This window comes from Streptomyces sp. NPDC091412 (assembly GCF_044756885.1).
Taxonomy (GTDB): Bacteria; Actinomycetota; Actinomycetes; order Streptomycetales; family Streptomycetaceae; genus Streptomyces.
The window spans coordinates 1-12,260 of sequence record NZ_JBIVTV010000020.1 but is presented as its reverse complement, the minus strand read 5'-3'; the positions used below and the strand labels follow the sequence as shown (position 1 = coordinate 12,260).

Below are 12,260 nucleotides of genomic sequence, written 5' to 3'. Positions count from 1 at the left end.
GCGCGACCCTGATGCGCTGTGGAGACGGGTGCGGCCACCGTTGATCACCGGCGCGTGAAGACAAACGATCATGCGGTGGCCGCAGGTCACAGCGTAGGCCCTGCCCGCTGGCAGGAAGCGTTCGAGGGCCTGATGAGCCGGATAGCGGGACGGTTCACGCGGGTGGAATCCCGGCGCCGGGCCCGGAAGTTGGTACTCGGCCTGCTGTCGGACCTGCCGCGCAAGAACTGCTGGACCATCGCCGAGTGGGCCGGGGACAGGACCCCGGACGGCATGCAGCACCTGCTCGGGCGGGCCAAGTGGGACGCCGACCAGGTCCGCGACGACGTGCGCGCCTACGTGGTCGACCATTTGCACGGCGACGAGGCAGTCCTGGTTGTCGACGAGACCGGCGACGTGAAGAAGGGCACCGACACTGTCGGTGCCCAGCGGCAGTACACCGGCACCGCGGGCAGGATCGAGAACGCCCAGGTCGCCGTCTATCTCGTCTACGCCGGGCGGCGCGGGCACGCCGCGGTGGACCGGGAACTGTACGTTCCGCGTTCCTGGACCTCCGACCCCGACCCCGACCGCTGCCGGGCAGCCGGCCTTGGTGACAAGACGGAGTTCGCGACCAAGCCGGAACTGGCCGCTCGCATGGTCACCCGATTCCTCGACGCCGGCCACCGGGCCGCCTGGGCCGCGGGAGACGAAGTCTACGGCGGCAACCCGAGGCTGCGCGCCGCGCTGGAGGAACGTGGCACCGGCTACGTCCTCGCGGTGGCCTGCTCGCACGAAGTCACCACAGGCGCCGGGAAGTTCCGCGCCGACATGCTGGCCAGGAAGGTGCCCAAGAGGGCCTGGCAGAAGCTGTCCGCAGGGGCCGGAGCCAAGGGCCACCGCTTCTACGACTGGGCCGTCATCGACCTCACCGACCCCCGGCCCGGGAGCCGGCAGTTGCTGATCCGCCGCAACCGCAGCACCGGCGAACTCGCGTACTACCGCTGCTACTCGCCGGCCGCAGTACCGCTGACCACCCTGGTGCGTGTCGCTGGATCAAGGTGGCGGGTCGAGGAGTTTTTCCAGTCCGGCAAAGGCTTGGCGGCCTTGGACGAGCACCAGGTCCGCCGCTACCCGTCCTGGTCCCGCTGGGTCACCCTGGCCATGCTGGCGCACGCCTTCCTCGCCGTCGTCCGCGCGAACGAACACAACCGTCATCCCTCACCCGACGAGCTGATACCGCTCACCTGCAACGAGATCCAACGACTGTTCATCACGCTTGTCATCCAACGCGCCATTGACCCTGTTCGCCGGCTTGGCTGGTCCGTCTGGCGACGCCGCCACCAGGCCCAATCCCAGAGCAGCCACTACCGGCGACAAGCCGCTCAAGCATGAAGATCACGATCTACGGCTGGAGTATTAGGTGTTGACTTCCACTTCCAAGGCGGCGGCCAGCATCCGCCGGGCGCCCTCGCGGACGATTTCGTCGATCAGGGAGCCATTCGGGGTGGAGCCATCGGCGTTGACTACGCTGAGCACGGGCATACCCTTCCCGACCGACGTTCGCAGCGTCGGCCTACTCGGTGACCATCAATCGATCACTCGGGAAGGTACGCCCTCCGCGTGCTCCCCGAGGCCGATCCACAGGTCTTGAGCATTACTCTTGCTGTAATCCGCTGCTGTACAGCACCGGCCAACCATCACAGAGTGGGAGCATGTCGCCGTGATCACCATTGATGTCAGCGGGGTTACCGACGAGTGCGCCCTGCACCTGATTCTGAAGCGGGAGCTAGCCTTTCCGGACTTCTACGGCATGAACTGGGCTGCCTTCTGGGACGCGATCAGTGGACTGGTCAGGATCCCAGAACATGTGCGCTTCCTTGGCTGGGACCAACTCGCCGACGGCGTTCCCCACGGGGCCGCCATGCTTCAACGGGCGCTCGACAACTACCAAGCTACCTACCGCTCGGAGTTCATCGCTGAGTATGTGTAGCGATCGGGAAATCTTCCGGCTCAGCCTTCCCAGGTTCGACCCTGCTCGTTCTGACACGCGTGTGGCGCGGCCCAGCGTGTGCTGTCAGTCCGGTGTTTGACTCGGCATGCCAGACTGCGGCGGTGGAGGAGACCTACCAACTGTGGTTGGCAGCCGTGCCGAGCCCCGTACCCGAGGATGAGGCTCGGATCAATTGGAACTGCAAGGACGATCCGACGCCGGCTCTGGACGAGGGCTTGCGTTGCGCCTCCTACCTGTACGTCGGTTCCTGGGGTGACGAGCACGAGCCGGAGAACCTGCACGCGGGGCAAGGGCACTGCTCCACTAACCGGCTGTTCAGCTGGCTTTTCTACATCGGGACGATTGATCGCTACCAGGTGCCGTTGCTCGACGAAGAGCTGATGGCCCGACTGGTCGAGCTCTACCGTCCCCGTCCCGGTGACCGTCCGGCCGAAGCGATCGAGCTTCCACGGTTGGAGAGCTTTCTCCGCCAGCACTTGGGGCGGTACCTCCTCCCTCAGGAAGTGGGCCCGAGTCAGAACGGCCTGTATGCCTCGGACACCGTGTCGGGCGGCAGCACGCGAGAGAAGGACACGTACACAGGCCCGTCCGGCGTCTCGGTCTGCAAGTTCTCCCATTGATCGAGCTCATGCGCGCAGTAGCGACGCGTAAGGTCACGGAACTGGTCGAATTCCAGGTCAGACAGGGGACCGTCATGCTGCGCGGGTGTGATCACGGCCTGCAGGCTAGTACGCGGGCGGCGGAACGACTTTGGCCGGGAGTCTCAATGACCGAGTCACATCCGAAACTTCTTGAGGCTTCCCAGTGCTGCTCGTCGGCCTGGTTGTGGGCGCAATAGCCAGGCAGGAGAGGTCCGGCTTCAGCGGGCAAAGACCGTGCTGGCCAGGATCACGTGGACAGTTGTGCCGCCGAGGATGCTCAGCAGCGCGTTGCGGCGCCACAAGTGGAGGCCGATGGTGACGGCCACGGCCATGAGCGGGGCCGCGGCGCGGGCCTCGGTGACCGGTAGGTCGTGCAGGCAGTAGACGACCAGGATCACCATGACGCCGGCGGGCATGCGGGTGCTGAGGTACTGGACGGTGCCGCTTTCACGCAAGCCGTGCGGGAGTACCAGGCCGCGGGCCACTGGGTGGTCATGGTCGGCGACGACGTCAACGACGCCCCTGCCCTCGCGCAGGCTGACATCGGCATCGCCACGGGCGCCGTCGGCAGCGGCATCGCCATCGAGGCCGCCCACATCGCCCTGATGCGCGACGACTGGGCCCTTGTTCCGCAGGCCGTACGGATCGCCCGGCGCACCGCCCGCGCCATCCGCCTCAACATCGGCTTCATCGCCGGCTACAACGCCGTCGGCCTGTCCGCCGCCGCCCTCGGCATCCTGCCGATGATGCTGGCAGCCGCCGCCCAGTCCGTACCCGATCTGGACATCCTCGCCAACTGCGCACGCCTGCTGCGGGCCCGGAAGGCTCGCCAAAACTGAAGCGGTCGACATGAACCCGCTGCGGAGCGGAAGAAGCAGCCTGCTGGCGCGCGGCTTCCCCGGCAACGCCGCCCGAGAATCTGCGAGCCCGCGCGCTTCACGCAGGACCGCGCGAAAGCAGCCGACGCGGACGTCATCGTCGTCTCCGCGTGTTCCTCAGGTCAGTGGCGGCCGCTGTCTCAGAGGGCAGCGAAACCGGTGTGGGCCTGCTCGACGGCTTCGGGAGCCGACGCTCTCGCAGCCGCAGCCGCAGCCGCAGCCGCAGCCGCAGCCGCAGCCGCAGCCGCAGCCGCAGCGGCACGGCAGGTGCCCAGCCTCGAACCGCTCGGTCTTGCGCTCGCTAAGGGCAGCTCTCATAGGTGAGTTGAAGGTCGGCCACCGCCACCTCTGAGTCGCCCGGGTTCCGGATCGGCGGACGCGGGCCGGTGGTACCGGCCCGCGTCGGGTCAGCGCACGGTGACGGGCTTGGTGGTGGCCGTGCCGTTGGTCCAGCCGTTGCGGTGGGCAGTGATCTTGACCGTGACCTTCTGGCCACGGTCGGCCTTCACCAGGACGTAGGTGGACTTGGTCGCGCCGCTGATGGACTTGCCGTTGCGCTTCCACTGGTACGTGTAGGAAGTGGCGGACGGCGACCAAGTGCCGCGGGCAGCCGTCAGCTTGTAGCCGACCTTGCCGGAGCCGGAGATCGACGGCGCGGTGGTGGCCTTCAGGGCGGGGCCGACCGCGACCTTCAGCGCAGCGGAGGTGGAAGCGACGGAGCCCGCGCCGTTGCTGACCGTGACCCGGCAGGACACCTTGTGGGCGTAGTCGGCAGAGGTGAGGGCGCGGGTCTTGGCGGTGGCGCCGGAGATGACCGCGCCGTCGCGCAGCCAGGACCAAGTGGCCTTGGTGCTGGTGCCGTTCCAGGCGGCGGAGCAGTTGAGAGTGGAGCCGGTTCGGGCCGTTCCGCTCATCGTCGCGGTGGTGGTGATCTGTGGCTTGGGCAGCAGGGTCTGCGACTGGGACCACACCTGGGAGGTGTAGCCGCCGCTGCCGGTGTACTCGGCCTTGCGCCACAGCACCGTGGCCCGGCCGTCCGGTCCGGCAGCCACCTCGCCGGTGAGGGCGTCGGTGTTGGGGACGGCGGCGACGGGCGTGCTGTTCAGAGCGGTGGCCTTGCTCCAGGAGCCGTCGGCGCGCACCGCCCACTCAAGGTAGTTGTCGTTGCCGTTGTCGATGCTCGGCACCTGCGGCCACACGACCTGCACGGTTCCGTCAGCGCCGATGGAGGCGTCCACCTGCCACTTGACGTAGCCGGTGGACAGTGTCTTCGGCGCGGACCAGGTCCCGGTGCTCGCGGTGCGGGTCACGGTCTGCACAACGGGGGTACCGGCGGTGCGGCTCCAGCCCGTCCACACGTAGGTGACGTCACCGTTGGGCGCGGCCAACGGTTCGCTCCCAGCGGTGTAGTCGATGGCGGAAACGGCGGTCTGAGCGGCACCCCAGTTGCCCGAAGGAGCGGTACGGGTGGCGGATTTGAGGTCGTCGGCGCCGTTGCGCCACAGCACGGTGGTGGCGCTCTTGGCGTCCATCGCCACCTGTACGTTGCTGGACGTGGCGTCGGTGCCGGGCAGCACGGAGGCGCTGCTCCAACTGGTCTGGGCCGAGGAGCGGGTGGCAGTGGAGACCGTGTGCTCGTAGGTGGAGCGGTTGAGTTCATCCCAGACCGCGGTGGCGGCGCCGCCGGGCGCCACCGCGAGGTCGAGGCTCCAGATGGATCCGGTGGTGGTGGAGCCCAGCGTCCGGGGTGCGGACCACGCCCGGTCGCCGGGGGCAAGGACGGCGGTCCTCACATCGTAGTTCCGGTACCCGTCGCCCTGGTCCCATACGGCGGTGAAGGTGCCGTCGGCCGCCGCGGCCAGGCGGGGCGCGGACATGTCCAGGCCGTCCCAGGCGGCGAGCGTGGCCGGGGCGGACCAGGCTGCCGTCGCCGGGTTCCAGCCGGCGGCCAGGGCGACCAGCGAACCGTCTGCACCACTGCCGTCCAGCCAGGTCACCATGGCCCGCCCGTCGGCGCTCACGGCAAGGGCGGCCGCGGAATTCTTGTCACGCCCGGTCGCCAGGGTGTGCGGCGCACTCCACGTCGCTCTGCCGGCAGGCCGGACGGCGGTCCGGAAGTCCCAACCGCCGGCCCCGGCTGCCTTGTCCCGCCACAGCGCGAACGCGGCGCCGTCACCGGCCATCTGGACATCGATGAGAGTCTGCTGGCCGTCCGTTCCGGTCAGGGCGACGGCGGTGCTCCACGGCCCCGCCGACGCGGTGTACCCCGCGGCGGCAGAGGGAAGGGCGATGCCCGACGAGACCGCGGCCACGGTGGCGGCGAGCGCCACGGCGACAGTCTTCGGTCTGCGTATCTTCAGTGCCATGAAGGCTCCTGTCTCAGGCGAGCGCATCGTGCGCCCGGCATGCTCGCGCACATCGGAGCGAGGGGGGCGCAGCACCGGCGGAGGACACATGGCGTAGATGCCCCCAGGCGGATCACGACGCCGCCGCTCCCGCGCCGTGGTCATGATGACAGGACGGAGTAACGGACCATGCCGCCGGGTGCCGGCCATCTTGTACGGACCAAGACGCGCTCCGCTCAGCGCACCACCGCCATGGTGTCCGGCCCTGCGAACCCGCCGCAGGAGCCCCGGCGACCAGGCCCACGCCGACTTCGCCGCCCTCCAGGACAGCGGCATTCCCCGTCCACGGCCGGACGTTGCGGTGCCCAGCGAACGACCTTGATCGTTCTCACCGATAACCGCTGTACCGATGTTCCCGAAGGCCAGAGGCGGACCGAGCCTGTCAGCGGGACGGCGGCCCTCCACCCTCGCCCGGGCCCAGCAGCAGGTAGAGGAGAGTCACCACACCCGCGCCGCACTGGAGAACAGGTGGGGCAGCGGGGCCCGAAGACCCGCTCGCCCTCGCCCGCAGCCCAGGGAGCCCGAGTGGTCTCCGTCGGCTCCTCCCAGCACCGCCTCTCACCCGTCGTCATCGACGACATCCACTACGAGCAGCGCCCCCACGCCCCGCAGTCCGCTTACGGGCAGTCCATGACGGCCAATGCCCTGTTCGCCGTCGAAGCCGCCCGCCGCTGGGCCGGTGACGGCATTACCGTCAATGCCGTCATGCCCGGCGTGGTCCGCACCCACCTGATGCGCCACGTCGATCCAGCGCTCCTCACCCGCAATGCCGACAGCGGCGCTCCCGCTCTGCCCTGGAGGACAGCGGAACAAGGCGCGGCCACCTTCGTCCTGCTCGCCGTCCTCCCCGCACACCGAATGCGTCACGGGCCGAATCTTCGAAGGCTGCCAAGAAGCGGAACTGCTACATCCGGACAACCTTCACGGAGGAGTCGCCGACCACGCGCTCGACGGCGCCGACACCGCTCGCCCCTGGGAGCTCTCGATGAAGGCCACCACGCGGTCGTAGAGGCCGTCGATCCCGCACAGCCCGCCCCAGCGCCCGCCGACCTCAACGGTCGGCAGGCGCACGGCATGTGCGGCTGAAAATCCCCCTGTCTGCGCCACATGGGTGACGGCCGTGTTGCACCCCCATAACAGATAGTCGAGTATCAGTTAAAAGGGGTGGGCCGTGTCAGGGCGACGGGTGCCGGCGGGCCGCGTCGGAGGCGGCCCGGCTCTCTCCTGGATGCGCGTCGCCGCCTGCGCCCCCATCGCCGGTCGGGCGGCCGGGTCCGGCCGCCCCGCACGGACACCGTCAGCTTGCTCGAACCCCTCACCCAGGAGATGTTAATGGCCGCGACCGCCCCCGCACCGCAGCTGCCGTTTGCCCGCCCCAACGCCCTGGACCTCGCACCGCTGTTTGCGCGCCTGCGCCAGCAGGGGCCACTGGCCCGGGTGACCACTCCGGCCGGTGACCCCGCCTGGCTGGTGACCACCTATGACGAGGCCCGCGCGATCCTGGGCGACCCCCGGTTCGGCAAGTCGCACCCGGCGCCCGAGACCGCGTCCAGGATCTCGTCGGCCGCGATCCAGTCCGGGCCCATCAGCACGTTCGAGGACGAGGCCCGCGAGCACGCGCGGATGCGCAGGATGCTCGTACCCGCCTTCACCGCACCGCGTATGCGGCGCCTGAGCGCAAGGATCGAGCACCTGGCCGGGCGCTGCCTCGACGGCATGGACGAGGCCCGACGCAGCCGTCCTGATGCGCCGGTCAACCTGCACGAACACCTCTCGTTCCCGCTGCCGGTCCAGGTGATCTGCGAACTGCTCGGCGTGCCGAGCGGCGACCGGGACCTGCTGCGCGGCTGGTCCGAGCGGATCGGGGCCCTTCACGGCGGGGCTGACGGGCAGGCGGCCATGGCGGAGTTCCAGGCGTACGTCGCAACGCTCGCCGAGAAGAAGCGCCTCTCGCCCGGCGAGGACGTCATCACCGACATCCTGAAGGTCCAGGCCGAGGACGCGACCTTCACCGAGGACGACATGACCCGCCTGGCAGCCGGCCTGCTGTTCGCAGGCCACGAGACCACCTCGACCCGCATCGACTTCGGCGTAATGTTCCTGCTCAGTGACCCCGCTCGCCGCGACCGCTTCGCCGCCGACCCCGCAGCGCAGGTGCAGGCCACCGTAGAGGAGATCCTGCGCATGGCCGCACCCGGCGGGCTCGGCCTGATGCGTTACGCCCGCGAAGACGTCACCATCGGCAAGGACGTCATCGCCCGGGGCGACGCCGTCCTCGTCGCGATCAATTCCGCCAACCGTGACGCGAAGAGGTTCGAAGCCCCGGACACCTTCAACCCCTCACGCACCCCCAACGCACACCTGGCCTTCGGCCACGGCGGCCACTACTGCATCGGCAACGCCCTGGCCCGCACCGAGATGCGCATCGCCTTCACCGCCCTCTTCCGCCGCATGCCCCGCCTGCACCTCGCCGTCGACCCCCACACCCTGCCTGACCACACCGAACGGCTGGCCGGTGGTGTCAGCACCGTCCCCGTCCTGTGGTGACACGGTTGCGTGACGAACACGCCGTGACGGACGAGGAGTAGCAGAGCCTGCACCTGGAAACCGGCACCGCCCGATGCGTCGCCTCCGGCCAGTGCGCCCTGAGCGCGCCCGCCGTGTTCGACCGGAGCGACGACGGCAAGGTCATCGTCCTCGACGCCGCGCCGACACCGGCAGAACACTCCCGCACGCGGCAGGCCGCCGCCCTGTGCCCGGCCGGCGCCACCCGCGTGCACGGCGACCGACCCGCCCGCCATCAGCATGCCGGCGCCCGGACAGCCTTCACGCCTCCGGGCGCCGCAGCGCCGGAGCCCCGCACGGCAAAGGATGCGCCGCGACGGGCGAGAGGCCGTCCAGGACCAGCGCCACATAGCGCCGCCACCCGTCCTCACCCGGATCCATCGTCCACAGGACGCTCACCAGCATGGTCATGAGGCGGCGCAGGTCTTCCGGCACCAGGTCGTCGCGCACCACGCCTTCCCGTTGACCCCGCTCGATGAGCGGGGTCAACGCGTCGAAGAACCGGTCACCTACCCCCGGCGTCAGCACTCCGGCGCTGCGGGCCGCGGTCAGCACGTTGTAGGCGTCGGCGGCCGACGACAGCGCCGCCTCCCACACCTGCGTCAGGCCGCGCCGCACGTCATTGTCCCGGTCCGCCCGCTCCATCGCGGGCAGCACCTGTTCGGAGAACTGCTGGTCCAGCACCGCGCGCAGCAGCACACCCTTGTCGGGGAAGCGACGGAACAGCGTCGCGATCCCCACCCCTGCATGCCGGGCGACCTCGTCCAGCGAGGCGTCGGGCCCGTGTTCGGCGAATACCTCACGCGCCGACCGGACGATCTTGTCGAAATTACGTGCTGCATCGGCACGCAGCGCCCGGGGGGTACCAGCAGACATGCCCCCACCTTAACAACTGATAGTTGACACTCGATTCGAGTGGACAGGCGTTGCGGGCCGAACCGATATGGGCAGCGGAATCGCGGAAGTCTGCACCCGACCGGGGCTCGCCGTGCTGGTCTGCGAGACCGGCCCGGAACCCTCAAAGCCGGACGCGATGCCGCGCTGGGCCGAATCTGCTTCACCACGGACTTGGTGGACTGTGCCGACCGGGACATGGCGATCGAGGCCGTGGCCGAGGACGAGCACATCACAAGCGAGGCATTCGCGAGCCTGGACAAGACCGTCCCTCGTCCCGTACCTGCTGTCCGCCATCCGCATGCTCGAATCCGGCATGGCCACGGCCGAGGACATCGACAACGGCATGATCCTCGGCTGCGCCCACTCCATGGGCCCCCTGCGGCAGGCCGACCTGATCGGCCTCGACACTGTGAAGGCCATCGCCGACTCCATGTACGAGGAGTTCAAGAAACAGTTGCACTCCCCGCCGCCCCTGCTGCTGCGGATGGTCGACGCCAGACTGCTCGGCAAGCAGAGCGGCCGCGGCTTTCACGACTACGCCCGCTGAGAGACCCGCACGAAGACGCAACGTTCGACCGACACATAGTCGCGAGTAGAGCACCCGAAGGTGAGCTTGAGGATCGTTGTCACTGTGAAATACGTGTCCGATGCGACCGGCGACCGGTGCTTCACTGAGGACACCACGACCGACTCCCCTCCCAGAGCCCGTCGCCGAACTGATGCGGTCCTACATCCATTCGTGCCGGCAGCCGAAGTGCCCGATGGTTCTTCCCCTGCCGTCAGCCCGGGCAGCCGATGAACCCGGTCAGCCTTCAGGCCCACCTATGCGAGATCGGCGTCCCTCCGCAGTGCGGCAGGACTTACCCCTTGGCAGACATTGAATTCTTGACACCCCAACGTGCGAGCCCAGCAGACCCGAGACCGCGGTTGGCGCGCCCGCCAACCGGGCGAGCAGGGCGGGCGGAACGGCATGGTGCGAGTGCCCGAAGGGGTCTGCGGCCGGAGACTGGTAGCCCGGAGCCAAGCAGGAGAGAGAGCATGGACGACCGCAGCCGCTCAGGCGCCCAGGGCTCCGTGACCACCGGCACGGACCGGGGAACCGGCAATCGGGCCGGGGTGCTGGGCACCGCACTCGCCGGCGTGCTCGCATTCGCGCTCTCCTCCGGCTCGTGGCAGTGGTTCTCCGCCTACCTCGGCGTCACACTGCTCGCGTTGATCCTCGCCTTCACCCGCCCGCCGGCCCCCACGCACGGCGCGAGGTCCGAATACGTGCGGAGCCTGACGGCCTACTCGCTGGTCGTCGGCCTGTGCGTGGCCCTCGCGGCGGCTCCCGCCATGCAGCGCTGGGCGTGGTTCTTCCCGATGCCGGGCACTCGCATCAAATGCACCCACCTGGGCGGCTACGCGGCGCTTCAGGCGCAGGCCGCCCTGAGCGACCTGGGCAGCCACGGCAGCGACGCGCTGGCGTACGCGAGCGACCAGAGCCGGCACGCCGTCAACGACTGCCTGGCGTCCACGACGACGCTCTGGCTGCCGGTGTACGCGTTGGTGGCAGCCCTCCTGGCGGCGCTCGGCGCCTGCCTCGTGAGCAGAACCGGCGCGAGACGGACAACTGCCGGGGAGCGGTGAGAGGTTCCCTGCGTCAGCCCCCGTCATCGCGAAGGCCCTCAGTCACCACGACAAGACCGCCCCCCCGGCTGGTCATCGAAGCCGGCGGCACCTGGAGCCGATGCGCTCCCGGCGACCAGACGCGGTGACGCCAATTCTGATCTCAATGAGGAATGCACGACACGACTGGCCGCCGGACGACGGCAGCGAGGACGACACCTGAACCCGTACCGACGTCCCCGCTTCCCTGCCTGATGGCAGGGAAGCGGGGACGTTCGTGGTTTGTGGCCAAGGCCTGTGCAGGCACCGAGGGCAAAAAACAGTCCCCGGTAGTGCTGCACGTGTCCTGAAGCTTCAGTCGTCACTGTCGCCTCGGTATCGCGCCGGCTTGCCGGGGGCCTGAACCACATCCTGTCGAAGTCGCTTCGCCGACTAGGCGTCCTCATCGACTTTGCGACCTTTTCGGTGTTATGGCCTAAGAACCACCATCCACGCTTTATGTTCCGAGTCAATGGGTTTTAGGTAAATTTCTCGACGGCTGACGGCTGACGGCTGACGGCTGACGGCTGACGGGTGGGGGCGCCGTAGGCTGGAGACTGCTCGGAGCTGCTGCAAGGTCCGCGGTGCCGCGCAGATTTCGGTGGACAGGTCGGGCAGGGCCGCGGGGGAGGCGGCGATCCGGGAGGGGCAGGGGGCTGGCGAAAGGGAGTGCTGCTCGCCATCTATCCGGAGGGCACGCGTTCCCCCGACGGCCGGCTGTGCAAGGGCAAGGTCCGGGTGGCGGTGATCGCGCCGGCCGCTCACGTTCCGGTGATTTCATGCGCGATGGTGGGGATGTTCGAGTTCTGGCCTTCGGGACGTGTCCTGTCGAGGCTCCCGCCGGTCGCGATCCGTTTCGGGGGACCGGTGGACTTCTCGCGCTTTGCGGGGTGACCGGAGCGGCGCGTGCGCGGCACGGTAGTGCTCGAGGGTGCGCCCGTGCTCCACCGAGAGGTCCTTCATCTGCTGATCGAAGCCCTCGGTCGGGTAGCCGCGGTCGTGCATCAGGGAGGTCTGCTGTACTTCAGTGCTGTACGCCGATCCCTGTGGTGCGGCTTCGTCCGATTCGGGCAGGTGGGCGCACGCCCCGGGGGCCGGTGTGCCTCAGTGCGCCTGGCTGTCACTCGCCCTGATCCCTGCTAGGGCCTGTTCTGAGTTGAGATCAGGGGAGGGCTGGCAGGCTGCGTAACCAGAGGATGGATCCGCGCAGATGGAGCCCGGCGGCATAGCTCTC

At 68.9% G+C, this 12,260-nt stretch carries 9 protein-coding genes and 5 pseudogenes; 10 read left to right on the top strand and 4 right to left on the bottom strand.

All coding sequences use genetic code 11. The features are described from left to right. The first annotated feature begins 132 nt into the window (after positions 1-132). From ACIQMV_RS32400 to ACIQMV_RS32390, 3 genes are all read left to right on the top strand, one after another. Positions 133-1,374 (top strand): IS701 family transposase, encoded by a 1,242-nt coding sequence (locus ACIQMV_RS32400; RefSeq protein ID WP_402596789.1) that lies wholly within the window; start codon positions 133-135, stop codon positions 1,372-1,374. A gap of 328 nt (positions 1,375-1,702) precedes the next feature. Beyond that, positions 1,703-1,972: a barstar family protein gene (locus tag ACIQMV_RS32395; protein WP_402596787.1), complete on the top strand. Its 270-nt coding sequence runs from the start codon at positions 1,703-1,705 to the stop codon at positions 1,970-1,972. Positions 1,973-2,094: 122 nt separating this feature from the next. Beyond that, the gene (locus tag ACIQMV_RS32390; RefSeq protein ID WP_402596786.1) at positions 2,095-2,613 is read left to right on the top strand and encodes a hypothetical protein; all 519 of its coding nucleotides are present in this window, start codon (positions 2,095-2,097) and stop codon (positions 2,611-2,613) included. Between the two features lie 239 nt (positions 2,614-2,852). On the opposite strand, the pseudogene ACIQMV_RS32385 reads toward ACIQMV_RS32390, so the two are convergent. Beyond that, positions 2,853-3,089: pseudogene (locus tag ACIQMV_RS32385) on the bottom strand (branched-chain amino acid transporter permease); the annotation flags it as partial. A gap of 3 nt (positions 3,090-3,092) precedes the next feature. Between ACIQMV_RS32385 and ACIQMV_RS32380 the strand changes: the two are divergent. After that, entirely contained in the window at positions 3,093-3,473 is a 381-nt protein-coding gene (locus ACIQMV_RS32380; protein ID WP_402596785.1) for a hypothetical protein, read from the top strand. Positions 3,474-3,919: 446 nt separating this feature from the next. Here the strand turns inward: ACIQMV_RS32380 and ACIQMV_RS32375 are convergent, their stop codons facing one another. Further along, positions 3,920-5,878 (bottom strand): hypothetical protein, encoded by a 1,959-nt coding sequence (locus ACIQMV_RS32375; RefSeq protein WP_402596784.1) that lies wholly within the window; start codon positions 5,876-5,878, stop codon positions 3,920-3,922. Between the two features lie 597 nt (positions 5,879-6,475). After that, complete coding sequence (locus ACIQMV_RS32370; RefSeq protein WP_402596783.1) at positions 6,476-6,784, bottom strand: hypothetical protein; 309 nt, start codon at positions 6,782-6,784, stop codon at positions 6,476-6,478. A gap of 435 nt (positions 6,785-7,219) precedes the next feature. On the opposite strand from ACIQMV_RS32370, the gene ACIQMV_RS32365 reads away from it, so the two are divergent. Together ACIQMV_RS32365 and ACIQMV_RS32360 are read left to right on the top strand one after the other, a co-directional pair. Further along, positions 7,220-8,464 (top strand): cytochrome P450, encoded by a 1,245-nt coding sequence (locus ACIQMV_RS32365; RefSeq protein ID WP_402596782.1) that lies wholly within the window; start codon positions 7,220-7,222, stop codon positions 8,462-8,464. 47 nt (positions 8,465-8,511) lie between these two features. Further along, positions 8,512-8,679 (top strand): annotated as a pseudogene (locus ACIQMV_RS32360) (ferredoxin); the annotation flags it as partial. 64 nt (positions 8,680-8,743) lie between these two features. Here the strand turns inward: ACIQMV_RS32360 and ACIQMV_RS32355 are convergent. Continuing rightward, entirely contained in the window at positions 8,744-9,358 is a 615-nt protein-coding gene (locus ACIQMV_RS32355) for a TetR/AcrR family transcriptional regulator (protein WP_402596781.1), read from the bottom strand. Between the two features lie 67 nt (positions 9,359-9,425). Between ACIQMV_RS32355 and ACIQMV_RS32350 the strand changes: the two are divergent. From ACIQMV_RS32350 to ACIQMV_RS32335, 4 genes and pseudogenes are all read left to right on the top strand, one after another. Then, positions 9,426-9,926 (top strand): annotated as a pseudogene (locus tag ACIQMV_RS32350) (3-hydroxyacyl-CoA dehydrogenase family protein). 60 nt (positions 9,927-9,986) lie between these two features. Then, positions 9,987-10,070: pseudogene (locus ACIQMV_RS32345) on the top strand (electron transfer flavoprotein subunit beta); the annotation flags it as partial. Positions 10,071-10,417: 347 nt separating this feature from the next. After that, positions 10,418-11,008: a hypothetical protein gene (locus ACIQMV_RS32340; RefSeq protein ID WP_402596779.1), complete on the top strand. Its 591-nt coding sequence runs from the start codon at positions 10,418-10,420 to the stop codon at positions 11,006-11,008. A 598-nt stretch (positions 11,009-11,606) separates the two neighbouring features. Continuing rightward, positions 11,607-11,917: pseudogene (locus ACIQMV_RS32335) on the top strand (lysophospholipid acyltransferase family protein); the annotation flags it as partial. Positions 11,918-12,260 lie beyond the last annotated feature (343 nt).